This window comes from Cupriavidus sp. PB-02 (assembly GCF_058252315.1).
This window is the reverse complement of the sequence record NZ_CM177694.1, coordinates 1731591-1756356: the sequence shown is the minus strand read 5'-3', so window position 1 is coordinate 1756356 and position 24766 is coordinate 1731591. Positions and strand designations below refer to the sequence as shown.

The following is a 24766-nucleotide window of genomic DNA, read 5'->3' as shown; positions in this document are numbered from 1 at the left end:
GGCCACCGCCGGCCCTGACCCGGCAAGCAACCCTCCCGGCGGCTATTGCCCGCTCATCTTCCTGCGAAATTCTTCGGCAGTGCCAATCTGACGGAACAAGGGCCCGCCCGGCGCGAATTTGTCTGCGCTGGCGAGCGGGCCCACCACCACCGGTTCAAACCCCGCGTCGCGCACCAGTTGCGCCGCCACCTGCAGCGCCGTCTGGTCGTCGCCGGCGATCGGCACGGCAATCAGGCCGCCGGGCCGGTGATGTTCATTGGCGAAGTTGGTCGCCCCCATGAAATTGAATGCCCGCACCACGCGCGCGCCGCGCAGGTATTTTGCCGTGGTGATGCCAATGCCGTTGCGCTGGGCTTCATCGGCAATGGCGCCGTCGCGCTGGGCAATGGCATTGGTGGCATCCAGCACGATCTTGCCTGACCACGCCCCGGCATTCTCCTGGCTGAGTTGCGGCAAAGCGCCATAAGGGGTGGCGAGGAACAGCACATCGGCAAAGGCGATTGCCTCAGCGACCGTGCCCGCCCGCGCCAGCGGGCCAAGGCCGTCGACCAGCGGCTTGAGCGATTCAGGATGCCGCGACGAGAACAGGACCGGGTGCCCCGCCTTGACCCAGAGCCCGCCGACGGTCCCGCCGATGCGCCCGGAGCCGATCACTCCGATGCGCGCCGGCCCCGCGTTCCCGGCAGCGGCGGTTCGCTGAGCGCAGCCGGTCGACGGCGGAAGGCTCAGCGTCAGGATGGCCAGTGCCCCCGCCCGCAGCATCCGGCGGCGTTCGGGATCGATGACAACTACCGGCTCTTGCATCGCGCGCTCCTGGGATGACTGCCTGGCCCTGCGGCCGGTACGCAAGATCTCCTGCTGCACAGTGGCCGCCCAAGAAACTCTAGGCGAAAAAATGGCGAACCGGGCAATCGCCCTTGGCACCGCCTGCACGCTGGACTAGATTAGGTAGCATTTGCGCCACGCCAAGAAATCTCCATCACAGCCGCCCGCGCGATGCGGCGCGAGAGGGGAACCCCATGGCCCACGCCCGACGCCGCACCCGCCCGTCCCGGCATGCGCCGGGCATGGTCGTCATTGCGCTGGCGGCGGCTACGCCTGTCGCAGCGCAGCAAGCCAGCCAGACTGACGCGGGCGGCCAGGCGGACCAGGTCCACAACCTGCAAGAGGTCACCGTCGTGGCCCCGACGCCGTTGCCCGGCTTCACCATCGAGCGACAGGCTTTTCCCGCCAACGTCCAGACTGCCACCGATGGCGACCTGGAACGTGCAAAATCCGCCAATCTCTCGTCCTTCCTGGCGGAGAACATGAACGGGATCGTGGTCAATGACGCGCAGGGCAATCCGTTCGCGCAGGACATCCTCTATCGCGGCTACCGGCTCTCGCCCACGCTGGGTTCCGCACAAGGGCTGTCGCTGTACCTCGACGGCGTGCGCCAGAACGCGGCACTGGGCGATGTCATCAACTGGGCCGGCATTCCGGAAGCCGCCATCAGCACGGTGACGCTGGTGCCCGGCAGCAACCCGCTCTACGGGCTCAACACGCTGGGCGGCGCGCTCGCGCTGGTCACCAAGTCCGGCGAAACGCACCAGGGCGTGGAGGCCGACCTCAGCATCGGCAGCTACGGCCGCGCGCGGCTCGATGCCAGCGCGGGCAACTCGCTGGGCGACGGCTGGCACGCTTACTTTGCCGGCACCGGCTGGCGCGAGGACGGCTGGCGCGACCGCTCCGACAGCGATCTCGGCAACCTCTTCTTCAAGCTGGGCCGCTCGACCAGCGCCACGCAATGGAGCCTCAGCCTGCTCGGCAGCAACAGCCGGCTGTCGGGCAACGGCCTGACGCCGGACAGCATCTACGGCCCCGACCGGCGCGCTATCTACACCGCACCGGACGTCACGCGCGTCAAGTCGCTGCAGCTGACGCTCAATGGCGCACACCAGTTCAATGCGCAAGACCAGCTGCAGCTGACCGCTTATGTGCGGCACACCCGCTCGCGTGCCAACGGCGGCGATATCCACGATGATTACCTCGACACCCTGCTTGATTGCCAGGGTGCCGCCGGCACTGATGACTGCGAGCGGGATGACGCGCCCGCCAATGCCGTACTCAATGCTTCCACCGTGCGCGAGACCACCTATGGCGTGTCGGCGCAGTGGTCGCACGATGGCGAGACGCACCGCTTCGCACTGGGTGCCGCGCTGGACCTGAACCAGTCGCGCTACACGCAGACTACGCAGCTGGCCAGCTTCGATGCTGCGCGCACTGCGCTGGGCGATCCCGGCGCGCCGGTGGTCACCAACGCCGCGCTGGACGGCCACGACAGCACCGTAGGGCTGTACGCCACTGACACCATCCGCCTGCTTCCCCACACCTTCCTGACGCTGGCCGCCCGCTGGAACGACGGCCGCCGGCATACTGTGCTGGGCGCGCCCACGCAATCGGACGAACGCTTCACGTTCTCGCGGCTCAACCCGTCGGTGGGGGCATCGCACCTGCTGTTCGACAGCCTGACGATCTTCGGCTCCGCCTCGCAAGGCACGCGCATGCCCACGGCGATCGAGCTGGGTTGCGCGGACCCGGCCAATGCCTGCCAGCTGCCGACCGGCCTGCAGGCCGATCCGTTCCTGCGCCAGGTGGTCACGCGCACCGTGGAGCTGGGCGGACGCTGGCAGCCGACCGATGCCGCGGAGCTGACCCTGGCGCTGTACCGCAGCGACAACACCGACGACATCATCTTCCAGCGCTCGCCGTTCAGTCCGCTGGGGTATTTCTCGAACTTTCCGAAGACGCGCAACCAGGGCCTGGAGTTCGGCTTGCGCCAGCGGCTGAACCGGTTGACGCTGCGCGCGGGTTACAGCTACACGCAGGCAACCTACCAGGCGGACGGCCAGCTGCAAACACCGTTCGCCGCACCGGTGGCGGTGCATCCGGGCACGCGCATGGCAGGCATTCCGCTGCACAGCTTCAAGCTCGGGGCCGACTGGCGCGCGACCGCCAGCGTCAACGTGGGAGGCGACGTGATCGTGTCGTCCTCGCGTCCGGTCGCGGGCAACGAGGATGGCGCGCTCAGCGCGCAGGACCCCGGTCTCGCCCGCACCGCTGGCTACCTGCTGCTGAACCTGCGCGCCAGCTGGCAGTTCTCACCGCGCTGGCAGCTCTATGGGCGCATCGACAACCTGTTCGACCGCCGCTACGAGACCTACGGACAGGTGGGCTACAACCTGTTCCCGGGCGGCACGCTGCTGCAACCGGGCGCGGCCGTACCCATCGAGCGCTTTGTCGCACCCGGCGCGCCCCGGCTGTTCCTGGTCGGCGTGCGCTATGAATGGGACGGACGCTGAGCGGGCCGCCAACCATCCAAGCAACGAGGAGACGCCATGCCTTCGCAACTTCCCTGCCGTACGCGGCACCGGCTGGCCGCTGCCTTACTGGCGCTGGCGTGTCCCGCTGCAGCCAACGCAGCGCAGGCCTACGTATCGACCGAAGGCGGTGGCATTACCGTCATCGACCTGGACCGGCTCGAAGCCGTGGCCACCCTCCCGGTCGGGGGCAAGGGGCCGCGCGGACTGGGCGTGACCGCCGATGGCAAATACCTGCTGGCGGCCAACAAGGACACGGGCGACCTGTCGGTGATCGACATTGCCACGGGCCAGGTGCTTCGACGCGTGCCGATCGGACAGAACCCGGAGTTCGTGCGCGTGGCCGGCAACCAGGCCTTCGTCACTTACGAACCGGGCGAGCGCTCCGGCCCGCCCGGAGCCGCGCCGCCACCATCCGCAAAGACCAAAGGCAATGACGACAAGCCCCTGCCGGCGGAGATCGCCGTGATCGACCTAAAGGACTGGCGCGTGAGCCGGACGATCCGCAGCGGCCTGGAAACCGAAGGCATCGAGTTCTCGCGCGATGGCAAGCTGATGCTGGTCACCAACGAAGGCGACGACACCGTCACGGTCTATGAGAAGGCCAGCGGCAGGCAAGTGAAGCTGCTGCCGATGCCGGCTGGCTCGCGCCCGCGCGGGATAAAAGCGAGCCCGGACGGCAAGCGCTACGTGGTGACGCTGGAACTGGCCAATGCCTTCGTCGTGCTCGACGCCACGGACTTCCGCGTGCAGCGCACCGTGCCGACGCGCACCGGTCCCTACGGGGTGGCGTTCGATCGCGCCGGCGCGCGGCTGTTCGTCGCCGCAGCGCGCGCCGATACCCTGCAGGTGTTCGATGCGCAGACCTTCGCGTCGTTGGCCGACATCGCGGTAGGCAAGCGCTGCTGGCATTTCAGCTTCACGCCGGACGATGCGCGGCTGCTGGTGGCGTGCGGGCGCTCCAATGCGGTGTTTGTCTTCGACGCAAGCACCTACCAGCCGGTGCGGCAATTCGACGGACTGCCGCTAAGCTGGGGCATCGTGACCTATCCGAAGAGCGTGGGTTCGATCGATTCGCCGTGAGCGGAGCGGCGCTACTTCACCGGCGCCGCCGCGGTCTGGCTGCGCGCCAGGGTAGCTATCACGTTCTTCGCGCCTGCCTGCTCGGCAATCTCGCGCGCAGTCAGCCCGCGATCATCCCGCAGCGAGGCATCGGCGCCACGCGCGAGCAGCAGTTGCACGACATCATTCTTGTCGTAGCCGGCCGCCCACATCAGCGCCGTCAGGCCATGTGCATAGCGCGCGTTGATATCGATGCCGGCATCGAGCAACTGCTTCACCACCACCGTGCGACCCTCTCCCGCTGCGTAGATCATGGCGGTCTTGCTGACGCGGTCGGTGGCGTTCAGCTCGGCATGACGCGCCAGCAGCATCGCGGTGATCTCCTGGTAGCCACCAAAAGCAGCCGCCATCAGCGGCGTCACGCCTTGCAGGTTCGGCTGGCTGACATTGGCGCCGTGTTCGACCAGCGCGCGCGCCATGCCGCTCAGGCCGCGCTTGGAGGCAGTCAGCAACGGCGTGTCGCCGATACGGTTGCGCGAGTCCACCGCAGCGCCCTGTGCCAGCGCACTGCGCACGCCGGCCTCATCCCCGGCGCGCGCCGAAGCAAGCAGCCGCGCGTTCACGCTGATGTCGCCTTCTGCAGCTGCCTTGCCTGCGAGCAGGCCGAGCGCGCACAGGCACGCTACTGAAATCCTCCGCAGATGACGATTCATTTCGGCCCCTCCGATGACAACCGGCGCGTCGCGTTGCGCAAGACGGGTACCGCACTGCAAGGCCGTTCCCGGCCGCCTCTGCTGGCCCGCCCGCTAAGTTTGGTGCGCGCGAAGCACAAATTCAAGCCGCCTTTTCATGCTGCAACGCACCGCTTCAACGGTGCCCCCGCAGCCTGCAAACCGCGCCTGGTGTGCTGGTTGTTTTGCTTGGGTTCTTGCCTATACTGCACTTCACCTCGGGCCACTTCGACGCGCGGCAGGACCTGCTTTGCGTCGCAACGATGCGCATCGACTTGTGCGTTTCGCTCACCCAAGCGGCCAGGTCGACAAGACTCGAATAAGGAGCGCCCCATGCTCTCAGTCCCTCGCCTCTCCAGGCACGCCCTCCCCCTGCTGGTCCTTGCCTTCACTGCTTCCGCCGCGCTCGGCGCCGAGGAAATCCAGGGCGGTGCGACTACGCCCGGTGCGCCGATGTCCAGTGCACTGCGGCCGGTCACGCAGGCGCAGCTCGATGCCGCGGGCACCAATGACAACGACTGGCTGCACTCCAACGGGTCGTACGTGCAGACGCGCTTCTACCCGGCGGCGCAGATCAACACAAAGAACGTCGCCAGGCTGCGGCCCGCCTTCGTCTTCCAGACGGCAGTGATGGAGTCCATGGAGACCGCGCCGATCGTCGTCAACGGGGTCATGTTCCTGACGACTTCCTACAACCACGTCTATGCCATCGACGCAGTGACGGGCAAGGAGTTCTGGCACTACAAGCACAAGATGGGACCGGTCACCACGTTCTGCTGTGGGCCCAACAACCGTGGCGTCGCAATCAGTGGCGATCGTCTCTACATGGGCACGCTCGACGCCAAGCTGGTCGCGCTTGACGCCAGGACCGGCAAGTTGCTGTGGGAAACGCAGATCGCGGACCCCGAACTCGGCTACTCCGAGACCATGGCGCCGGTGGTCGTCGACGACAAGATCCTGATCGGCACCAATGGCGGCGAGTACGGCATCCGCGGCTTCGTCAAGGCGTACAGCGCCACCGACGGCAAGCTGCTGTGGACCTTCCACACCATCCCCGAGAAGGGCCATGAAGGCGTATGGGCCACCAAGGACGCCACCGGGCGCGACATGAAGCGCGACATCGCCGCAGAGAAGAAGATGCTGGCCGACAAGGGCGGCGACTTCTACAAGACACTTGGTGGCGGTGTGTGGATGGCCCCGGCCGTCGACCGTGCCAACAAGCTGGCGATCTTCCTGGTGGGTAATCCGTCCCCGGACCTGTACGGCGCGATCCGTCCCGGAGACAACCTGTACACCGATTCGCTGGTCGCGGTCGACCTGAACACCGGCGCCTACAAGTGGCACTCGCAATATATCGCCCATGACGTGTGGGACCTGGATGCAGCCAGCCCGGCGATCCTGGTCGACGTGCGCGATGAAAAAGGCCAGATGATCCCGGGCGTCATCCACGGCGGCAAGACCGGGCACGTCTATGTGCACGACCGCCGCGACGGCCGCCTGATCCGCTATTCGCAGGCGATGATCCCGCAGGAGAACATGTGGGCCCTGCCCACCCCACAAGGCGCGCGCATGCTGCCGGGCGCAAACGGCGGCGTGGAATGGTCGCCGATGGCGTTCAACCCCAGGATGCGGCTTGCCTATGCCGCCAACCTGCATCAGCCGATGACCTACCAGGTGGAAGACGTGCCCTACCCGGGCGGCAAGCTTTGGCTGGGCGGCGCCTTCAAAGTCATCCCGGGCGAGCAGCAGTGGGGCAAGCTCTCGGCGGTCAATATCGATAGCGGCAAGGTGGCATGGGACTACAAGACCGAGCAGCCGCTGATCGGCGGCGTGCTGGCTACGGCCGGCGGGCTGGTCTTCACTGGCGAAGGCAACGGCCTGTTCAAGGCGTTTGATGCGGCCAACGGCAAGATGCTGTGGCAGTTCCAGTGCGGAGCCGGCGTCAATTCACCGCCAGTGTCCTATACCGTCGGCGGCAAGCAGTACATTGCCGTCGCGGCCGGCGGCAACACCCAGCTGGACTTCAAGCGCGGCAACAGCATCTTTGTCTTTGCGTTGCCATAGGCTCGTGGCAAGGGAGCCGAGCATGCCGGACACCCCGATCCGTCCGCGCCGCCATTCCGCGGCGCGGCGCGCCGTGGTGCCCGCCACGGTGCTCGCCGTTGTGTGTGCCCTGCTGGCACTGTCGGCCGCAAGCGGCAATGCCCGCGCCGATGCGGCCGCCGGGCAGGCCAAGGCACAGGTATGCGTTGCCTGCCACGGCCCGCAGGGCAATTCCACCGATCCTGCCTATCCGCAACTGGCGGGACAGACTGCGCGCTACCTCTACCTGCAGTTACGTGACTTCAAGGAAGGACGGCGCAACGACCCTGCCATGTCGCCCATGGCCACGCCGTTGTCAAAAGAAGACATGCTGGACCTGTCCGATTACTTTGCCGCGCAGAAGCCGATGGCTTCGACCTACAAGGTCGATGCAGCGCGTGTCGCGGCCGGACGCAGCAAATCGGAGGAAGTGCTTTGCACGATGTGCCACCTGGGCGGATTCGCCGGGCAGAACGAAATACCGCGGGTAGCCGGGCAGCAGTACGCGTATATCGTCAAGCAGCTGGAGGATTTCCGGGCCAGCCGGCGTACGAATGACGCGGGGAATATGACGAGCGTGTCGCGCAACCTGAGTGATGACGATATCAGGAATCTCGCCAACTACATAACCAGCCTGAATTGATCCGCCGATGCATAGCGGTCATCGAAGCGCGTGCCGCGCCGCCGCGATGAACGGCTCGATGAAAGGGCTTTCCAGATCGCGGCGCCGGCAGACGGCCACCTCGAACCCCTCTGTGACCTCCCTGAGCTTTCGGAACACTACACCCGGAGGCCGGCCGATTTCCGCGCACGCGGGCACGATCGCATACCCCTCGCCTGCAAGCACCAGAGCCAGTGCTGCGTGAACCGTTTCCACCCGTTCGACGATTTGCATGGTGACCTGGTGGCGCCGCAGCAAAGCCGCAACCATCGAAGTGTCTGCGCCCTCTTTCAGTGTGGGCAGCGCAATCAGCCTCTGCCCCTGCAGCCGTGCCACCGGTACCGACGAAAGCCGTGCGAGCTGCGCACGTGCAGGCAAGGCCAGCCGTAGCGGTTGCATGCCCACGATCGTCGTGGACAGGTCCGGCCGCTGAATCGGTGGCATGCACAAACCAAGTGTTACCTTGTGGTCAACGATTTGCGCTTCATACGTCGCGGTGCTCATCTCGACGAACTGCAGTTCGACGTCCGGGAGTGTGCGGCGCAACTGCGGCACGAGCTTCGGCAGTACAGCGTAGCCGAGCGAAAACATGTAGCCGACAGACAGCCGCCCGCGCCGCCCCGACCCTACGGCGCGTGCAGCCTCGAACCCCTCGTGAGCCAACGCCAGCGCTTCGCGCGCGCGGGCGAAGAGCGCGCTTCCCGCGTCTGTCAGTCGCATTCCGGTGGATTCGCGCACAAAGAGCGCCGTGCCGAGTTGTGCCTCGAGGTTGCGAATCTGGACGGACAGCGGCGGTTGCGCCATATGCAGGCGCTCGGCGGCCTTGCCCACGCTGCGGGCCTCGGCTACGGCAACGAAATAACGCAGGCTCTTAAGGTCCATAAGTCATACGATTCCCATATGGCCTGATTGTGAACGAGTATTGGACCGGGTGGGGAGGTGCGTGTCAACTTTGATTCGTCGCCGGTCACTTGAGCCGGAATCTCCCAGGGTGTTTCGGATGAATGAGGAACTTTGCTTTTTGCCTGCGGTGCGGCTTCGCGAAGCGATAACCGCCCGCGAGATTTCCCCGGTCGAAGTGACGCGTGCCGTGCTGGACCGTGCCACCCGGCTTCAATCGAACCTCAACTGCTTCATCACGCTGTGCCCGGACGAGGCCATGCGCGAGGCACGGGCCGCAGAGCAAGCGCTCATGCGCGGGGAGCCTGCAGGATTGCTGCATGGCATTCCTTACGCATGCAAGGACCTGGTGAACACGCAGGGAGTGCGTACGACCTTCGGCTCGCTGCTGTTCGCGGACAACGTTCCGACCGAGGACGCGGTAGCCACCGCCCGGCTACGCCGCCAGGGAGCCATCCTCATCGGGAAAACGACCACATCGGAATTCGGCGCGAAGTGCCTGACCGATGCCCCTCTGTTTGGACGCACTGGCAATGCCTGGCACCCTGACCGCACCAGCGGTGGCTCCAGCGGCGGCGCGGCGGTGGCAGTAGCGACCGGCCTCGCCCCGATAGGCATCGCCACAGACGGGGGCGGTTCCACCCGCATTCCGGCGGCCTGCAATGGTGTCGTTGGCCTGAAGCAAAGCATCGGGTTGGTGCCGCATTCTCAAGTGGAGGATGCCTTCGGCAACCTCACCTACGTCACCCCTATCTCGCGCACGGTGGCCGACACTGCCTTGATGCTCCAGGCAATGGCCGGCGAAGACGCGTCGGACCCGTGGTCTGCCGGCGTACAGGCCACCGATTACCTCGGTGAAATGCGGTCTGTCACTGACCTGCGGCATAAGCGGATCCTGTTCGCAAGCGCGCCGCCAGGCCGACCGCTCGCGGCAGATGTGGCCGCGTGTTTCGCCTCTGCCCTGGAGCGGTTGCAGGACCTGGGTGCGGAGCTCGCAGAAATGCCTGGCTCGGGCTTCAACATCGAGCCGCTCTGGCGAACCATCAACCACACCGTATGGCGAGCGCGCTTCGGTCAGATGGCCCGGGAGCAGCCTGACCGGCTCAGCCCTTCGCTGTTGCAGCAGCTGGCCCTTGCCAATGACTACAGTGCGGTCGACTACCAACGGGCCAACTTCGAACGCACCCGGCTGTTCCGGCACGTGCAGGCGCTGCTGCGTGACCACGACTTCATCGCCGTTCCCACCATTGCGCGCACTGCGCTGCCGATTGACCAGGATCTGTTCGGGCAGATAGAGATCGATGGCCGGCTGTACGACGAGGTGCGATCCAACTGGTTCCCCTGGACCATGCCGTTCAACCTGACCGGCCACCCCGCCATCACCCTGCCTTGCGGCTTTGGCCGTGACGGACTGCCCATCGGGTTGCAGTTGGTGGGTCGTCTGCGCGGGGAGTCCGACCTTCTCGGCGCGGCTGCGCTGTTCGAGGCTTCCCAGGATCTCTTGTCCCGCTGGCCAGATGTGGAGGTGGCAAGATGAAATCGATACGCCGTTTGCTTGCGGTTGGCTCGGTGGCCGCCCTGGCCGCCCTGGCAGCGAACCCGGCCTGCGCGCAAGCCTCTGCGACGAACGCAACGCCCTTGCGGCTTGTTGTCGGCTTCCCGCCCGGGGGGGCGCTGGACACCCTCGCGCGCGCGCTGGCAGACCAGCTGCGCTTGGCAGGCATGGGCACGGTGATCGTGGAAAACAGGCCGGGCGCATCGACACGCATCTCCATCGACGCCGTGAAACGGTCGCAGCCGGACGGCCGGACTGTGCTGCTTTCATCGAATGCGCCGCTGGTCATCTTCCCGATGACCTACCGACGGCTTGATTATGACGTCGATCGCGACTTCATTGCCGTGGCTCAGCTTGCAGAAGTCCCCACGGTGATATCGGCGGGCGCGGATCGCCCCTACAAGACGCTGCAGGAGTACGTGAGCTGGGTCCGTGCGAACCCTGCGCAGGGCAATATCGGCCTCACCTCGCTGGGCGGGACACTGCATTTCGCCATCCTCGGCATGGGGCAAACGGTAGGCGTCCCTCTCAGGCCGGTGGCCTACAAAGGAGGCGCGCCGCTTGTGACGGACCTCGTGGGCGGGCACGTTCCGCTAGCCACAGACGCCCTGGCCAGCCAGCTGGAGCTTTATCGCGCAGGAAAGATTCGCATCCTGGCCGTCTCTGGCACCCATCGAAACGCGGGCCTTCCCGATGTGCCGACCGTGCGCGAGGCTGGCATCGGCGCATTCGATCACGCGAATGCGTCGTACAGCGCCTTTGTGCCTGCGGGAACGCCCCCGGATGTAGTGCAACGGTTGGAGCGGACGTTCGTCGCCGCCATGCACAAACCGCAGATGAAAGTCTTGTTGTCGCGTGTCGGTCTGGAAGCAACGGGTCTGCCTGGCGCGACCGTGGCCCGCACGCTGCACGCCGAGCGCGAGTTCTGGCGTCCGCTCGCGTTGCGGAATCCCGATGCCTGGACGTCACGCAGACCACCAAAGCCATAGTAAGGAGACAAAGACATGAGAAGCGATACCGCCCAGCTAGCTTTCCCCGCGATGCCCGACGGCATGGATCCGGCCGAGTGGCGGCTGCGCTGCGACCTCGCAGCGTGCTATCAGCTCACCGACCTCTATGGAATGTCCGACCTCGCGTCGACGCACATCTCGGTCCTGCTGCCCGGGCCCGAACACCATTTCCTGGTCAACCCGCTGGGCACGCTTTTCGACGAGATGACGGCTTCGGCTCTGCTCAAGGTGGACCTGGCCGGCCGCGTCGTGGAGGGCGATCCGTCGCTGCTCAACCCCGCCGGCTTCATCATCCACAGCGCCATTCACATGTCGCAGTCTGATCTGCTATGCGTCATGCACAGCCACACGCGCGCCAACAACGCTGTCGCGATGCAGGCCATGGGGCTGCGGCCTCTCAGCCAGAAGGCCTGCGTCATGCTGGACTTTCTCGGCTACCACGACTACGAGGGCGCGGCGCTCGATGAGGACGAACGGCAGCGACTGGTGCGCGACCTCGGCCCGGAAGGCCGCGTTCTGATCCTGCGCAACCACGGTGCGCTCACGGTTGGCCGCAGTGTGGGTGAGGCGTTCTGCTGGATGCTGCGCCTGGAGACGGCATGTCAGTACCAGATTGATGGCCAGGCCGCTGGCGTGCCCCTTCAGGCATTGTCCGAGGCCACCATCCAGCATACCCGCGCTCAGGGGCGCAAGATGCTCGGTCCTGGCGGCTTCCTGGAGGTTGGCAAGGTCGAATGGCCTGGCCTCTTGCGCAAGCTCGAGCGGGAGCGCGGTACCTCGTACCGCACTTGAGAGTCTGCCTTGGCGGCTGCAGCTGCGGTCTAGAAGATCGAGAAGGTAATCGACTTCGCAACCGCGTCGCGGATATGCTGGATGCGCTCCCGGTTCAACTGCTCCGCCGCAGCGCCATCGCCGCGAGCGATGGCATCCAGCAACTTCTCGTGTTCCTCGATCGCGGCTTCCATGCGGCCCGGCAGCATGGCGGTTCGATTGCCCATCAGGCGCAACTGGTTCTCGATGTCGAGGACGTACTCAGCCAGCGTGTCGCTGCGGCAGCATTCGACGAGCACACGGCGAAACGCCAGCGCGTGGTCAAGATAGCCGGGGACATCCCCCTTCTTTGCGCAGGCAGTCAGTTGCTGGAACAACTTATTCAGCTTCTGCAGGTGCGCGGCATCCATATGCCGCGTCGCCAGACGTGCCACCAGACCCTCGAGCACCTCGCGGATGTCCAGCAGCTCAAGCACATCTTCTGGCGTCAGCTGCCTCACCGTGACACCGACGAACGGCGTCCGGGTGACGAGCCGCTCGGTCTCGAGTTGGCGGATAGCCTCCCGGATGGGCGTGCGGCTCACTTCGAATTCCGCCGCAAGATCCTGCTCTGTCAGTTTTGCGCCTGGCCGCAAGTCTCCGCGCAGGATGGCGGAGCGAATCCGCTCGCTGACCTGCTCCACGGACAGCGGCTGTGGATCCCGTTTTCGCAATGCGCTCGATTTTGCTGTGCTCATTCAGACAGTATACAGAAGATGTGACGCGCTTCAACGGACAGGCAGGTACCGGCCAGCCATGACCGGGACCCGCAGCACGAGGAGGTGAAGGGCCATCACTCCAGGCGAGCGCCGGACGCCTTGACGACGTCCGCCCACCGTCCCATTTCGCCGCGCAGGAAGGTCCTGAATTCCGCCGCAGTGCTGCTGCGCGGGCGGCCGCCCAAGGCGGCGATCCGTTGGGACAGTTCGGGAGACTGGACGATCCTGGCGAGCTCGGCGCTCACCCTGTCCACGACAGGTTTCGGGGTGCCGGCGGGCGCGAGCAGACCCACCCACGGGACCACGTCGAAGTCTTCCATGCCCAGGCCGCTCTCGGCGACTGTCGGTACGGACGGCAGTGCGGTCAGGCGCTCCCGGGAACTCACCGCAATGGCACGCACCTTGCCGCTGGCGAGGTAGGGCTGCGCGCCCGCAAAGGCATCGAAGGCTACCTGCACCTCACCTGCCGCAAGGTCGGTCAGCGACTTGGCGGAACCGGCATAGGGGACATGCGTCATTTCCATGCCGGTTCGCCGCAGGAGCTCCGACATCGCAAGATGGGACACCGAACCGTTGCCGGGGGACGAATAGTTGACCTTTCCCGCGTTCGCCTTCGCGTAGGCAATCAGCTCCTTCAGCGAGTGAATGGGAAGCGCGCTATTAACCATCAGCAGCAGCGGCGCATCGTAGACCAGGCCGATCGGCTCGAAATCTCGAGCCGTGTCGTAACGCAGGTTCCGATACAGGGAAGGATTGCCAGCCAGGGCCGCCGAGGCCGACAGCGTCATCACGCTGCCGTCTGCGGGCATGCGCGCAACCGCTGCCAGCGCCAGGCTGCCGGACTGCCCCGGCATGTTCTCCACGATCAGCAACCGCCCGATCGCCGGACCGAGGCGGTTGGCCAGGATCCGGGCGACCACGTCGACAGACTGGCCCGAGGGGTAACCCACAATCAATTTACCCGTTTCCTTCTGCGCGAAGGCTGCGCCGCTGACGAACAGAACAGCGACAACAGCCACCTGGAATACGCGTCGGACGATTGCCATGGTTGGTCTCCTTGCTGCTTGATTTTGCTGCGGGCAGCTTATGCGCCGAGCATCTTGATGATGGAGGAAAAGTCGAGCCGGCCACGCCCGGCGGCGCAATGCATCGCGTAGACGGAGGCGGCCGCCGCGCCCAGCAAGGCCGGCGACTGGCTCGCAACCGCAGCCTGCTCCGCCAGCCGCAAGTCCTTCAACATCAGCTCGGAAGCGAAGCCGCCTTCGTACCCACGATTGGCCGGCGCGGACGCCACCAGGCCGGGCTCAGGCGCATAGCTCGTGAGCGCCCAGCATTGGCCGGAAGACGTCGACGCAATCTCGTAGAACCTCCGTGGATCCAGCCCCAGTCGCTTGGCCAGATGCAGGGCCTCGGAGACGGCCACCATGGAAATGCCTGCCAGCATGTTGTTGCAGATCTTTGCCGCCTGGCCGGCGCCCGCCGCGCCTGCATGGAAGATGTTCTTGCCCATCGCGCGCAGCAGTTCGAGGGCACGCGCGAAGGCTGATTCAGTGCCTCCGACCATGAACGTGAGCGACCCCGCCGCCGCGCCGCTTACGCCGCCGGAAACGGGAGCGTCAAGCGTGACCAACCCCTTCTTGCGCAGCGTTTCGTGGAAGACAGCGCAGGACGCGACATCGATCGTCGAGCAATCGATCACAAGCGCTCCAGGCGCGAGCGGCAGCGTGTCTGCCGTGAGCACGTCCAGCACATGCCGACCGCTGGGCAGCATGGTGATGACAACCTCCGCCCCGGATACCGTTTCCTCAACCGAAGCCCGCGGCCCGAGGCCCGCATGCAATGCGCGCTCCATCGAGCTCGCGTTGAGATCGAAGCAGCGAACCTCATGCCCTGCCTCCTTCAGTCGGCACGCCATAGGAAATCCCATATTGCCCAACCCGATGAAACCGATCGCAGCCATTCTTGTCTCCTCGTAACGAGCGTCTTAGTTCATGTTGAAGATCACGGTCTTCTTGTGCGTGAAGTGGTCCAGCATTGCCTCCAACGACGCCTCGCGGCCAAGGCCGGATTGCTTCACGCCCCCGTAGGACAATCCAGGCTGGACCACGATGTTCTGGTTCACCTGCACGAAGCCTGCCTGCAGGCGTCGGGTGGCATCCAGCGCGGTCTTCAGGTTCTGCGTCCAGATGGTTGCAGCCAGTCCGTAGTCGCTGTCGTTGGCCTGTGCCACGGCTTCTTCGTAACTTGAGAAGCGGATCACGCACGTCACGGGTCCGAAGATTTCTTCGCGCGCCAGCCGGGATGTGTTGTCCAGGCCGGTAAAGATGACCGGCCTGACGAACAGGCCTTCCCGAAGCGACTCATCCGCAGGCAACTGGGAGCATTCGAGCGCCCGGGAATGAGGCTCGGCCCGACCGCTTTTGATGTAGCCGAGAATCTTGTCGAGCTGGGTGCGCGAGATGACCGTGCCGATGTCCGTCGCTTCATCCAGCGGGTCACCCATCTTCAGCGCGTCAACTCGCTCCTTGAGCAAGGCGACGAATTCTTCGTGCACCTTCTCGTGCACGAAAATGCGGCTGGCGGCCGTGCAGCTCTGTCCCTGGCGGGTGAAGCGCATGCCGCTCACCGCGCCGGCGACGGCCTTCGCGATGTCGGCGTCGTCCATCACGATCATCGGGCTCTTACCGCCGAGTTCCAGCGTGACGGGGATGAGCTTCTCTCCGGCCGTGCGCGCCACGATTCTTCCGGTTTCGACGGAGCCGGTGAACGTCACCTTGCCGACCGCGGGGTGCGCGACGAGGGGCGCCCCGCATTCGGGGCCGAAGCCCGAGACGATGTTCAGCACCCCGGCGGGCAGCGCCTGGTTCATGATCTGGCAGAGCCTCAGGACCGCCAGCGGCGCCTCTTCGGCCGATTTCACGACGACCGTGTTGCCGGCCACCAGCGCCGGGGCGATCTTCAGCGCCATCAGCATCATGGGGGCATTCCAGGGAATGATGACGCCCACCACCCCGATCGGTTCGCGCTGCGTGAGTGTCAGCATGTCCGGGCTGAACGGCACGGTTTCGCCCTTGAGTTCCGAAGCCAGGCCGCCGTAGAACTGCAAAGCGTCGGCAACGACGGAGGCTTCGACCCGGCTCTCGGTGCGCAGGGCCTTGCCGGTTTCGAGCGCCACCAGCCGGCCCAGTTCCTCCACGTGCTCGCCAATCAGGCGCGCGCAGTCGGCCAGCAGCGCGCCACGCTTGCGAGCCGGCATCGCGGCCCACGCGGGCTGCGCCTGGGCCGCCGCACGCACTGCGCGGTCGACGTCGCTTGCGTCGCTTTCAGCCGCGTGCCCGATCTCGCGTCCGGTTGCAGGGTTGGCTACCGGGAAAGTGTTTCCCGAGCGCGCCCCCACCAGGCCGCCGCCGATCAGGTTGTAGCCGCTTATCGCGCGAGCCAGACGGTGCGGATCGATGTCCGCCGTGAGCTTGTTGTGCGTCATTATCGGCCTCCTTTCACTTGGCGACGGGCGCCACTGCCGGCCAGCGCTTCTTTACCTTTATCACGCGAGCGCTGCCCCGGCGCACAAACCGGCGTGTGTCGTCCGTGGCCGCCTGGTAGTCCCAGGCGGGCTGAATGCCCTCGGGCAGCGAGTTGATAAATTTGCGGCGTGCCTGGCTGGCAAGCACCTGCTGCGTGATTGCAGCGGGATCCCATCGGGAGAGCACGCGTGCCTTGAACTCGGCAAGCACCTGCGGCTGCTCTTGCGCGATGTTCACCAGCTCGTTCGGGTCGGCCTCCATGTCGAAAAGCAGGTCTGGATGGCCATGGGTGTACACGTACTTGTATCGGCCACGGCGCAGCATGCAGCATGGACCCGTGACGCCCTCGGCGGTGTACTCGACGAACGCTTCCGCCTCGCCGTCGTCATCGTCCGTTGCGACCAGCGGCACGAGGCTGCGTCCGTCGATCGGCTCGACCCAGGCCGGCGTTTGGCCATCCATCGCAAGATCCAGCAATGTGGGGAGCAGGTCCACGTGGGAAACCGGCTCCGCGATTCGCCGGGGTTCGCGCTTGCGCGGGTCGTAGACGAGCAGCGGAACCTTGGCCGACCAGTCGAAGAACACCCGCTTGAACCACATGCCGCGCTCGCCCAGCATGTCGCCATGATCGGAAGTGAACACGACGATGGTGTTGTCCGCGAAGCCCGCGCGCTTGAGCGTCTCCAGAAGACGGCCCACTTTGTCGTCGACGTAGCTCACCATCGCATAGTAGGCGTGGCGCGCACGCCGCACCTGTTCGTCGGTCGCCCCTTGCTTGTCCAGCCCGTGGGAATACTGCACCCACTGGCTGAGCTTGTCGCGCTCCTGCATCGGCATGTCGCCGACGACAGGCAGGTTGATCTCCTCAGGCGAGTAACGATCCAGGTACTCGGGCAGGATGTGATACGGCGGATGGGGGTGCGTATAGGAAACGCACATGAAGAACGGCTGCTCGTCTTCCCTCGCGAGGTCGTACAGACGCTGGATCGCCTTCGCCTCGACCTCCTCGTCGTAATCGAGTTGCAGGCTGCGGAAGCAAGAGCCGCTTTCATCCACGGTACTCAGGTTGTGCCCAGGTGAGTAGAAGCTGAACTCGCCCTCCGCCCAGTCCGCTGCCCAGCCGAAGTCCGCCGGGTAGATGTCGGTGGTAAGGCGCTCCTCGAAGCCGTGCTTCTGGTCAGGGCCGACGAAGTGCATCTTCCCGCCGAGGATGGTCTTGTAGCCCTGCTGCGCAAGGTAATAAGGCAGCGTGGGCGTGGCAGCCTGGAACTCGCACGCGTTGTCGAACGCGCCGATGCGCGTGGCGAACTGGCCTGCAAGCAGCGAGAACCTGGCAGGTGCGCACAAGGGAAAGTTGCAGTAGGCGTTGTCAAAGACTGCGGACCGTTCGGCGAGCGCCTGGAGGTGAGGCGCCTTCACGACGGTGTTGCCGTGGAAGGGCAAAACCGGTGCCGAGAGTTGGTCGGCCATGATGAAAAGAATGTTGGGCTTGCGCATGAGTCTCCTTTTTTGCACAACGGTTGCATTTCCGTTGTATACAACATAGAGTAGGAAATACGATCTGACAAGAGGAGAACGCGTGACCGACCCAACATCCTTGCCACTTTCGGGGATACGTGTCCTGGACCTCACCAGGGCGCTTGCGGGCCCCTTCTGCACGATGGTCCTGGGCGACCTGGGCGCCGACGTGATCAAGGTCGAGCCCGCGGGCGGGGACATGATCCGCCACTGGGGGCCTTTCGACCGCGGCACCAGCGCTTACTACCTGAGCGGCAACCGCAACAAGCGCGGGATCGCCGTCAACTTCCGCGATCCTCGCGCGCTTGACCTGCTGCGCGATCTCGCCGGCCAGTACGACGTGATCGTGGAGAACTTTCGCGCCGGCGCCATGGAATCCATGGGTCTTGGGTACGAGGCGCTTGCCGAAGCGAACCCTCGGCTCATCTATGCGAGCGTCACCGGTTTCGGCCGTACGGGACCAGCGAGTCAACGTCCCGGGTTCGACCAGATTGCCCAGGGGTACTCCGGACTCATGAGCGTGACGGGCATGCCGGAATCGGGACCGGTCAGGGTGGGTGTGGCAATCGGCGACCAGACTGCCGGGATGTGGTGTGCCATCGGCATCCTGGCTGCCGTAGTGCAGCGCCATGCAACCGGGCGCGGTCGGCGGGTGGAAACCTCACTGTTGGCGGGACTCGTCGGACTCATGAGCGTACAGGCCCAGCGTTACCTGAGCCTGGGGGAGATTCCCGGTCTTGCCGGGAATACGCACCCTGTGATTGCGCCGTATGGGGTATTCCAGACCGCGGATGGGCCATTGAACATCGCACCGGCGACAGCCGAGATGTGGAAGCGCCTCTGCGAGGTGCTTGGATTGCAAGAGCTGATCGATGATCCGCGCTACGCGACGAATGCAGCGCGGATCGAGCGGCGCGCCGAGCTCAAGGAGGTGATCGAGGCCAGGCTGAATGCGCACAGCCGCAAGGAGTGGACGCAACGGCTGCTGGCGGCAGATATTCCAGCTGGCCCGATCTACAACGTCGCGGACGTCTTCGCTGACGAGCAGGTCATTCACTCCCGGCTTGTGGAGCAAGTCCAGCACGCAGAGCTGGGTTGCATCCGGCAAGTCGGCAGCCCGATCGCCTTCGACGGCCGCCATGGGGAATCCATTCGCCGCGCGCCGCCCATGCTCGGCGAGCACACGTTTGACGTCCTTCGGGAACATGGATTCCCCACGTCCGACCTGGAAGCACTGGCGCGCGAAGGCATCATCCTGCAACACGGCCACGACCCCAAGCCATGAAATCCGCAAACCCTAACCTTGAAATCGCCGGCGGGACGGCGACGATCACACTTCGGCGCCCTTCCGAGCACAATCGGCTTGACCCCGACGATATCGGGGTCCTGCTGCGGCTCGTGGAACAAGTGAGGCGCGACCCGACCTTGCGGCTGCTCGTGCTGACGGGCGAAGGCGAGAAGACCTTCTGTTCGGGCTATACCCTGAGCCAGATCGGCACCCGCCTGGACCGCTCGCTCGAAGACATGATCGACGCCCTGGAAGCCCTCGAGCTCCCGACTTTATGCGCGATGAACGGCAGCGTCTACGGTGGTGGCACCGACCTCGCGTTGGCCTGCGATTTCCGGATCGGCGTTCACGGTTGCAAGCTGTTCATGCCCGCCGCGAAGTTTGGGCTGCACTACTACCCAGGGGGTCTGCGGCGCTTCGTCTCGCGCCTGGGCTCTCCGGCAGCCAAGAAGATCTTCCTGACGTCCATGACGCTCGAAAGCGAGGAATTGCTCCGGGTCGGCTTTCTCACTGACCTTGTCCGCCGCGAGGACCTCCCCGCTGCCATCGACATGTATGCCGAATGCATTGGGCGTTGCGACCCGGCCGCTGTTCGTTCCATGAAGCGGCACATCGATGCGATTGCCGGCGGTGAATGGAACGAAACCATCGGCAGGTCGGCCTATGAAGCCTCCCTGCGCTCAGAAGAGACTGCGCGACGCCTTGCCGAGCTCGCGGCCAGGTAGACGGCCACGCAGCATGCGCTGCCAGTTGTCGCATGATGGGTGTTTCAATTGGTCCCGCAGCAGGTGCCTGGGGTTACCCCGGTGGCGACAAGACGCCCCCGTCCTGTCGCCCGGGATATCTTCGAAACTCACACGGAGCACATACCGCCGTCCACGAGGAGTTCGCTGCCGAAGACCTTCTATGGCGGCGACACGCGCGGCTATACGGACTATCCCTGCTCAATCCCTTCCTCATCGAGACGCTGACAGCACCCCCCTGCGCCCACCCGCACCAGGCTCAGCCCAGCGCACGCACGGAACTGCTGATGGCACGCGCACATTGCAGCAACGGCGGCGCCAGCCTGACCTGCGCCTCTTCCAACGACCAGCGGCCGGTGGGCGCCACCACATGGATGGCACCCACCGGCCGTCCGTTGCCGCCGATCACCGGCGCGGCAATCGTCATGTCTCCGAGAAACAGTTCCTCGCTATTTACCGCATAGCCCCGCTGGCGCGCTTCACGCAGCGTCGCCACGATTTCCGCGATATCCGTGCGTGTATACGGCGTGTGCGCGACGCGTTCCGAGCGCTCGATCAGCGTCAGCGCCTCGCCTTCCGGCAAAGCGCTCAGGTAGGCGCGGCCGGAGCCGGTGCAATACATGGGGATGCGGCTGCCAATCGGCATGTGCACCGGCACGAACTGGGCGCTGACAAAGCGTGCGACGTACACCATGTCCGCCTGGTCTGGCTCCGTCAGGCAGGTGGTTTCCGTCGTCAGCTTGGTCAGTTCCGACAGGAATGGATTGGCCACGTCGATCAGCGGATCGGCGGCCAGGTAATTGAATCCGATCCTCATCACCCGCGGCGTCAACTGGTAGCGCCGTGTCTTGGGATGTTTGCGCAGGTAGCCCAGGTGCTCCAGGGTGAAAACCATGCGCTGTGCGGAACTCTTGTTGATGCCAGCCGCCTCGGCAACCTCGCCGATGCTCATGGTGCGCCGCACGGCGCTGAAGGCGGCCAGCACGGCCAGCCCTTTTTCCAGCGACTGGTTGAACAGCAGGCTGGCCGCTTCTTCGACCGGGGGATGTGAGTCTTGCATCACTGTAGACCTCAGGGTTGGCGTCATAAGAATCGCATATCGATTCATATGAAGCAACTAGTGGTTTTTATCTATTACTTATTGATCGATGCAGATCGAATATTGGCATGCAGGTTGCGTAAACCGCGAAACGCGCACCTTGGCGCGCCCCCTGACCCCCAAGCTAGGAGTGTTCCCATGTCTATCGCCACCATTTCCCGCCGCGCCGCACTGGTTCTGTGCGTGGCCGGCACCCTTTCGACCGCTTCGTTCGCCTGGGCCCAGGGAGGTGCACCAACCTACAACGTGGGCGCGACGGCCACAGGCGTGCCGTTTACATTCCTCGATGTGAAGACCAACAGCATCCAGGGCATGATGGTCGACACGGTAACCGCCGTGGGCAAGGCTGGCGGCTTCAACGTCAATGTGCAGCAAACCGCGTTCGCGGCACTGATTCCTTCGCTGACCTCCAGCAAGATCGACATCATCTCGGCGGCGATGCTCAAGACGCCCGCGCGGCAGCAAGTGGTGGATTTCAGCGAGCCGGTCTACTCCTACGGCGAGGGGCTGATCGTCAAGAGCGAGGACAACAAGGCCTACACCACGCTGGATGAGCTCAAGGGCGAGACCGTCGGCGCGCAGGTCGGCACGGTGTTCCTCGACATGCTCAACAAGAAGGGCATCTTCAAGGAAGTGCGCAGCTACGACTCGATCGCGGACATGACGCGCGACCTGTCGCTTGGCCGCATCAAGGCAGGCCTGGGCGACCAGCCGCTGATCGCCTACCAGTTGCGCCAGCACGCGTTTCCGGGCGTCAAGCTCGTCACGAGCTACAAGCCGGTGAATGTGGGCGACGTCTGCCTGGTGGTTCGCAAGGGTGACGCCGAAACGCTGGCAAAGGTCAACAAGGCCATCGCGCAGATCAAGGCCGACGGCACGCTGGCGAAGATCGTCCAGAAATGGGGGCTGTAACAGCCATGGACGGCGCAACGTTCCTCAACCACGCGCGCGAGTTCCTGCCGATCCTGCTTCAGGGCGCGGTGGTCACGGTACAGGTGACCGTGCTGTCGTTCCTGCTCAGCAGTGTCATCGGGCTGGGGCTGGCGCTGATGAAGCTGTCTCCCGTCAGCGTGCTCTCCAACGGGGCGGCGGCGGCGATCAATGTGATCCGCGGCCTGCCGATCATCGTCCAGCTTTTCTATATCTACTTCGTGCTGCCGGAGGCGGGTATCCAACTCACCGCCTTCCAGGCGGGTGTGATCGGGCTTGGCATTGCCTACTCCGCCTACCAGGCCGAGAACTTCCGCGCGGGCATCGAGGCCGTCGATCCCGGCCAACGCGAGGCGGCCCAGGCGATGGGCATGCGCGGACCGCTCATCATGCGCCGCGTGATCCTGCCGCAGGCCTTCCGCATCGCGCTGCCGCCCTATGGCAATACGCTGGTGATGATGCTCAAGGACTCGTCGCTCGTTTCCACCATCACCGTGGCGGAGATGACGCGCGCGGGCCAGCTGATCGCGTCGTCGACGTTCCAGAACATGACGGTCTACACGCTGGTGGCCCTGCTCTACCTGCTGATGAGCCTGCCGCTGGTCTATGGCCTGCGCCGCCTGGAGCAGCGCTTCGGTGCCGGGAGGAAGAAGGCATGATCGACATCCAGAACCTGCAGAAGCACTTCGGCAATCACCACGTGCTGCGCGGCGTCAGCCTGCATGTCAGCAAAGGCGAGGTGGTCTGCCTGATCGGCCCGTCCGGCTCCGGCAAATCCACCGTCCTGCGCTGCATCAACGGGCTGGAATCCTATGACGGCGGCGAGATCCGCGCGTTCGGGGAGCGCGTGGACCGGGACAGCAAGGACATCCATCGGCTGCGCAGCCGCATGGGCATGGTGTTCCAGCGCTTCAACCTGTTCCCGCATCGCACTGTGCTTGAAAACGTGATGGAAGGCCCGGTCTACGTGAGAGGCGAGAGCCGCGACAAAGCCCGCGCCGATGCGATGAGCCTGCTCGACAAGGTCGGGCTGGCGGCAAAGGCACAGGCGCACCCGGCACAACTCTCCGGCGGCCAGCAGCAGCGCGTGGCGATCGCCCGCGCGCTGGCAATGAAGCCCGAGGCCATGTTGTTCGATGAGCCGACCTCGGCCCTCGACCCTGAACTGGTCGGCGACGTACTCGAGGTCATGCGCGACCTCGCGCGCGAAGGCATGACCATGATCGTGGTCACGCATGAAATGGGCTTTGCGCGGGAGGTCGCCGACCGCGTCTGCTTCCTGCACAGCGGCACCATCGTCGAAGAAGGCCCCTCCGCGCAGGTACTGGGCGCGCCCCGCCAGCCGCGCACCCAGGACTTTCTGCGCCGCGTGCTGCACAAGCCGGCCGAGGCAACGGGAGACCTCGCGTTATGACCCTCACTCAGTTCGCGCCGGGGCAGCCAGGCTGCGCCGCCCCGCTGCCGCCGTCGCTGTGGGCCGCCACCGCCCCGCCGGCCCCCGCCACACCCCCGTTGCGGGATTCGAGGACGGTCGATGTGCTTGTGATCGGCGGCGGCTACACCGGCCTGTCGACGGCGTTGCACCTCGCCGAAGCCGGGGCCCAGGTGTGCGTGGTCGAAGCCAATGAGCCTGGCTGGGGTGCATCGGGGCGCAACGGCGGGCAAGTCAATCCCACGCTGAAGCACGATCCGGACGAGCTGGTCCGGATGCTTGGCGGCGCGCGCGCCGAACCCCTGATCGACGCCGTTTCGCGCTCCGCCGACCTGGTCTTCGACCTGATCGCCCGCCACGGCATTGACTGCCAGCCGGTGCGCAGCGGCTGGCTGCAGCTCTCCTATTCGCCCAAGGCCGTGCCGGCCATGCACGCACGAGCGCGTCAGTGGCAACGTCGTGGCGCGCCTGTCGAAATGCTCGACCAGGCGGAAGTGGCGCGGCGCGTCGGGACGCAGGCGTTCGCAGGCGGTTGGCTCGATGGCCGCGCAGGTGCCATCCAGCCGCTGGCCTACGTGCGCGGACTGGTCCGGGCGGCACAGCACGCGGGAGCCGCCATCCATGGCGGCAGCGGCGTCACGGCGCTGGTGCGGCAAGGTGCGAAGTGGGTGGCGAACATTGCGACGGGCGCGACCGTCACTGCCGACCGCGTGGTGATTGCCACCAACGGCTATACCGGTCCGCTCTGGCCCGGCCTGCAGCAGACGCTGCTCAGCGCCAACAGCTTTATCGTGGCCACGCGCCCGCTCGAAGGCGAGAATGCCCGGGCCATCCTTGCGCGCGGCGAGACGGCGTCGACCTCGCAACGCCTGCTGCTTTACTTCCGCAAGGACCGCGCCGGGCGGCTGCTGATGGGGGGGCGCGGCTTCTTTGCCGATCCACGCCAGCCGCAGGATTTTGCGCATCTGGAGCGTTCTCTGGCGCTGCTGTTCCCGCAGTTGGGGCCACTGGAATATGAGTACCGCTGGGCGGGCCGCATCGCCGTCACCCGCGACTTCATGCCGCATATCCACGAACCGGCCCCCGGCGTGACGATGGCGGTGGGGTGCAACGGACGGGGCATCGCGCTGTGCACGAGCTTCGGCAAGCATCTGGCGGCCAGGCTGACGGCGAATGGCGCGCCATTCCCCTACCCGGTTTCGCCGCTGGCGCCGATTCCGCTGCATGGCCTGCAGCGCTTCTATATCGCCGCCGGGGTCGCCTGGTACAGTTTGCTCGACAAGTTTGGCTGATCGCACTGTCCACCCAGAGCTTTTGTCGCCCCCATGCACGCTGAAAGACCG

At 65.3% G+C, this 24766-nt stretch carries 22 protein-coding genes; 13 read left to right on the top strand and 9 right to left on the bottom strand.

Annotated features, from left to right (window positions below):
* Nucleotides 1–42: 42 nt before the first annotated feature.
* Nucleotides 43–804, bottom strand: a complete 762-nt coding sequence (locus AC10V3_RS08420) for an NADPH-dependent F420 reductase (RefSeq protein ID WP_454752574.1) — start codon at nt 802–804, stop codon at nt 43–45.
* 215 nt (nt 805–1019) lie between these two features.
* Here AC10V3_RS08420 and AC10V3_RS08415 point away from each other — a divergent pair, with 215 nt between their 5' ends.
* Both AC10V3_RS08415 and AC10V3_RS08410 read left to right on the top strand, forming a co-directional pair.
* Nucleotides 1020–3341 (top strand): TonB-dependent receptor, encoded by a 2322-nt coding sequence (locus AC10V3_RS08415; protein ID WP_022534676.1) that lies wholly within the window; start codon nt 1020–1022, stop codon nt 3339–3341.
* A gap of 36 nt (nt 3342–3377) precedes the next feature.
* A complete protein-coding gene (locus AC10V3_RS08410; RefSeq protein WP_022534675.1) occupies nt 3378–4442 on the top strand; it encodes a YVTN family beta-propeller repeat protein in 1065 nt (354 codons plus the stop codon).
* Between the two features lie 11 nt (nt 4443–4453).
* On the opposite strand, the gene AC10V3_RS08405 is transcribed toward AC10V3_RS08410, so the two are convergent.
* Nucleotides 4454–5134, bottom strand: coding sequence for an ankyrin repeat domain-containing protein (locus AC10V3_RS08405; RefSeq protein WP_022534674.1), 681 nt, complete (start codon nt 5132–5134; stop codon nt 4454–4456).
* A gap of 351 nt (nt 5135–5485) precedes the next feature.
* Between AC10V3_RS08405 and AC10V3_RS08400 the strand changes: the two genes are divergently transcribed.
* Nucleotides 5486–7216 carry a pyrroloquinoline quinone-dependent dehydrogenase gene (locus AC10V3_RS08400; protein WP_490923501.1) on the top strand — a complete coding sequence of 577 codons (1731 nt, stop codon included), beginning with the start codon at nt 5486–5488 and terminating at the stop codon, nt 7214–7216.
* Between the two features lie 22 nt (nt 7217–7238).
* Complete coding sequence (locus AC10V3_RS08395) at nt 7239–7877, top strand: c-type cytochrome (RefSeq protein WP_022534671.1); 639 nt, start codon at nt 7239–7241, stop codon at nt 7875–7877.
* A gap of 18 nt (nt 7878–7895) precedes the next feature.
* Here the strand turns inward: AC10V3_RS08395 and AC10V3_RS08390 are convergent, their stop codons facing one another.
* On the bottom strand, nt 7896–8777 hold the full coding sequence (locus tag AC10V3_RS08390) for a LysR family transcriptional regulator (protein WP_022534670.1): 882 nt from the start codon (nt 8775–8777) through the stop codon (nt 7896–7898).
* 118 nt (nt 8778–8895) lie between these two features.
* Here AC10V3_RS08390 and AC10V3_RS08385 point away from each other — a divergent pair, with 118 nt between their 5' ends.
* Genes AC10V3_RS08385 through AC10V3_RS08375 form a run of 3 tightly spaced genes read left to right on the top strand, consistent with a single transcriptional unit; the run spans nt 8896 to nt 12152 of the window.
* Entirely contained in the window at nt 8896–10332 is a 1437-nt protein-coding gene (locus AC10V3_RS08385) for an amidase (RefSeq protein WP_022534669.1), read from the top strand.
* Nucleotides 10329–11339, top strand: a complete 1011-nt coding sequence (locus tag AC10V3_RS08380; RefSeq protein WP_490923498.1) for a tripartite tricarboxylate transporter substrate-binding protein — start codon at nt 10329–10331, stop codon at nt 11337–11339. The genes AC10V3_RS08385 and AC10V3_RS08380 overlap by 4 nt, the downstream gene beginning before the upstream one ends.
* 15 nt (nt 11340–11354) lie before the next feature.
* The gene (locus AC10V3_RS08375) at nt 11355–12152 is read left to right on the top strand and encodes a class II aldolase/adducin family protein (RefSeq protein ID WP_022534667.1); all 798 of its coding nucleotides are present in this window, start codon (nt 11355–11357) and stop codon (nt 12150–12152) included.
* A 29-nt stretch (nt 12153–12181) separates the two neighbouring features.
* On the opposite strand, the gene AC10V3_RS08370 is transcribed toward AC10V3_RS08375, so the two are convergent.
* From AC10V3_RS08370 to betC, 5 genes are all read right to left on the bottom strand, one after another.
* Nucleotides 12182–12868, bottom strand: a complete 687-nt coding sequence (locus AC10V3_RS08370; RefSeq protein ID WP_022534666.1) for a GntR family transcriptional regulator — start codon at nt 12866–12868, stop codon at nt 12182–12184.
* A 95-nt stretch (nt 12869–12963) separates the two neighbouring features.
* Complete coding sequence (locus tag AC10V3_RS08365; protein WP_022534665.1) at nt 12964–13935, bottom strand: Bug family tripartite tricarboxylate transporter substrate binding protein; 972 nt, start codon at nt 13933–13935, stop codon at nt 12964–12966.
* Between the two features lie 38 nt (nt 13936–13973).
* Nucleotides 13974–14849, bottom strand: coding sequence for a 3-hydroxyisobutyrate dehydrogenase (mmsB, locus tag AC10V3_RS08360; RefSeq protein ID WP_022534664.1), 876 nt, complete (start codon nt 14847–14849; stop codon nt 13974–13976).
* A gap of 24 nt (nt 14850–14873) precedes the next feature.
* A complete protein-coding gene (locus AC10V3_RS08355; protein ID WP_490923495.1) occupies nt 14874–16373 on the bottom strand; it encodes an aldehyde dehydrogenase family protein in 1500 nt (499 codons plus the stop codon).
* Nucleotides 16374–16386: 13 nt separating this feature from the next.
* Nucleotides 16387–17910: a choline-sulfatase gene (gene betC / locus AC10V3_RS08350; protein WP_490923493.1), complete on the bottom strand. Its 1524-nt coding sequence runs from the start codon at nt 17908–17910 to the stop codon at nt 16387–16389.
* A gap of 82 nt (nt 17911–17992) precedes the next feature.
* Between betC and AC10V3_RS08345 the strand changes: the two genes are divergently transcribed.
* Nucleotides 17993–19216 (top strand): CaiB/BaiF CoA transferase family protein, encoded by a 1224-nt coding sequence (locus tag AC10V3_RS08345; protein ID WP_490923491.1) that lies wholly within the window; start codon nt 17993–17995, stop codon nt 19214–19216.
* Nucleotides 19213–19944: an enoyl-CoA hydratase/isomerase family protein gene (locus tag AC10V3_RS08340; RefSeq protein ID WP_490923490.1), complete on the top strand. Its 732-nt coding sequence runs from the start codon at nt 19213–19215 to the stop codon at nt 19942–19944. Before AC10V3_RS08345 ends, AC10V3_RS08340 begins: the two co-directional genes overlap by 4 nt.
* Before the next feature lie 277 nt (nt 19945–20221).
* Here AC10V3_RS08340 and AC10V3_RS08335 read toward each other — a convergent pair whose 3' ends face one another.
* Nucleotides 20222–21022, bottom strand: coding sequence for an IclR family transcriptional regulator (locus AC10V3_RS08335; protein WP_490923488.1), 801 nt, complete (start codon nt 21020–21022; stop codon nt 20222–20224).
* Between the two features lie 177 nt (nt 21023–21199).
* On the opposite strand from AC10V3_RS08335, the gene AC10V3_RS08330 reads away from it, so the two are divergent.
* From AC10V3_RS08330 to AC10V3_RS08315, 4 genes are read left to right on the top strand one after another with little or no spacing between them, the layout of a single operon-like run.
* A complete protein-coding gene (locus AC10V3_RS08330; protein WP_349604553.1) occupies nt 21200–21973 on the top strand; it encodes an ABC transporter substrate-binding protein in 774 nt (257 codons plus the stop codon).
* A gap of 5 nt (nt 21974–21978) precedes the next feature.
* Nucleotides 21979–22650, top strand: a complete 672-nt coding sequence (locus AC10V3_RS08325; protein WP_022534656.1) for an amino acid ABC transporter permease — start codon at nt 21979–21981, stop codon at nt 22648–22650.
* On the top strand, nt 22647–23405 hold the full coding sequence (locus AC10V3_RS08320) for an amino acid ABC transporter ATP-binding protein (RefSeq protein ID WP_022534655.1): 759 nt from the start codon (nt 22647–22649) through the stop codon (nt 23403–23405). Before AC10V3_RS08325 ends, AC10V3_RS08320 begins: the two co-directional genes overlap by 4 nt.
* Nucleotides 23402–24715: an NAD(P)/FAD-dependent oxidoreductase gene (locus AC10V3_RS08315; protein WP_490923486.1), complete on the top strand. Its 1314-nt coding sequence runs from the start codon at nt 23402–23404 to the stop codon at nt 24713–24715. Before AC10V3_RS08320 ends, AC10V3_RS08315 begins: the two co-directional genes overlap by 4 nt.
* Nucleotides 24716–24766 lie beyond the last annotated feature (51 nt).

What these genes read in the sequence shown, in the direction of transcription:
- AC10V3_RS08420 (WP_454752574.1), bottom strand. Translation starts at nt 804, where the DNA reads ATGCAAGAGCCGGTAGTTGTCATCGATCCCGAACGCCGCCGGATGCTG.
- AC10V3_RS08415 (WP_022534676.1), top strand. Translation starts at nt 1,020, where the DNA reads ATGGCCCACGCCCGACGCCGCACCCGCCCGTCCCGGCATGCGCCGGGC.
- AC10V3_RS08410 (WP_022534675.1), top strand. Translation starts at nt 3,378, where the DNA reads ATGCCTTCGCAACTTCCCTGCCGTACGCGGCACCGGCTGGCCGCTGCC.
- AC10V3_RS08405 (WP_022534674.1), bottom strand. Translation starts at nt 5,134, where the DNA reads ATGAATCGTCATCTGCGGAGGATTTCAGTAGCGTGCCTGTGCGCGCTC.
- AC10V3_RS08400 (WP_490923501.1), top strand. Translation starts at nt 5,486, where the DNA reads ATGCTCTCAGTCCCTCGCCTCTCCAGGCACGCCCTCCCCCTGCTGGTC.
- AC10V3_RS08395 (WP_022534671.1), top strand. Translation starts at nt 7,239, where the DNA reads ATGCCGGACACCCCGATCCGTCCGCGCCGCCATTCCGCGGCGCGGCGC.
- AC10V3_RS08390 (WP_022534670.1), bottom strand. Translation starts at nt 8,777, where the DNA reads ATGGACCTTAAGAGCCTGCGTTATTTCGTTGCCGTAGCCGAGGCCCGC.
- AC10V3_RS08385 (WP_022534669.1), top strand. Translation starts at nt 8,896, where the DNA reads ATGAATGAGGAACTTTGCTTTTTGCCTGCGGTGCGGCTTCGCGAAGCG.
- AC10V3_RS08380 (WP_490923498.1), top strand. Translation starts at nt 10,329, where the DNA reads ATGAAATCGATACGCCGTTTGCTTGCGGTTGGCTCGGTGGCCGCCCTG.
- AC10V3_RS08375 (WP_022534667.1), top strand. Translation starts at nt 11,355, where the DNA reads ATGAGAAGCGATACCGCCCAGCTAGCTTTCCCCGCGATGCCCGACGGC.
- AC10V3_RS08370 (WP_022534666.1), bottom strand. Translation starts at nt 12,868, where the DNA reads ATGAGCACAGCAAAATCGAGCGCATTGCGAAAACGGGATCCACAGCCG.
- AC10V3_RS08365 (WP_022534665.1), bottom strand. Translation starts at nt 13,935, where the DNA reads ATGGCAATCGTCCGACGCGTATTCCAGGTGGCTGTTGTCGCTGTTCTG.
- mmsB (WP_022534664.1), bottom strand. Translation starts at nt 14,849, where the DNA reads ATGGCTGCGATCGGTTTCATCGGGTTGGGCAATATGGGATTTCCTATG.
- AC10V3_RS08355 (WP_490923495.1), bottom strand. Translation starts at nt 16,373, where the DNA reads ATGACGCACAACAAGCTCACGGCGGACATCGATCCGCACCGTCTGGCT.
- betC (WP_490923493.1), bottom strand. Translation starts at nt 17,910, where the DNA reads ATGCGCAAGCCCAACATTCTTTTCATCATGGCCGACCAACTCTCGGCA.
- AC10V3_RS08340 (WP_490923490.1), top strand. Translation starts at nt 19,213, where the DNA reads ATGAAATCCGCAAACCCTAACCTTGAAATCGCCGGCGGGACGGCGACG.
- AC10V3_RS08335 (WP_490923488.1), bottom strand. Translation starts at nt 21,022, where the DNA reads ATGCAAGACTCACATCCCCCGGTCGAAGAAGCGGCCAGCCTGCTGTTC.
- AC10V3_RS08330 (WP_349604553.1), top strand. Translation starts at nt 21,200, where the DNA reads ATGTCTATCGCCACCATTTCCCGCCGCGCCGCACTGGTTCTGTGCGTG.
- AC10V3_RS08325 (WP_022534656.1), top strand. Translation starts at nt 21,979, where the DNA reads ATGGACGGCGCAACGTTCCTCAACCACGCGCGCGAGTTCCTGCCGATC.
- AC10V3_RS08320 (WP_022534655.1), top strand. Translation starts at nt 22,647, where the DNA reads ATGATCGACATCCAGAACCTGCAGAAGCACTTCGGCAATCACCACGTG.
- AC10V3_RS08315 (WP_490923486.1), top strand. Translation starts at nt 23,402, where the DNA reads ATGACCCTCACTCAGTTCGCGCCGGGGCAGCCAGGCTGCGCCGCCCCG.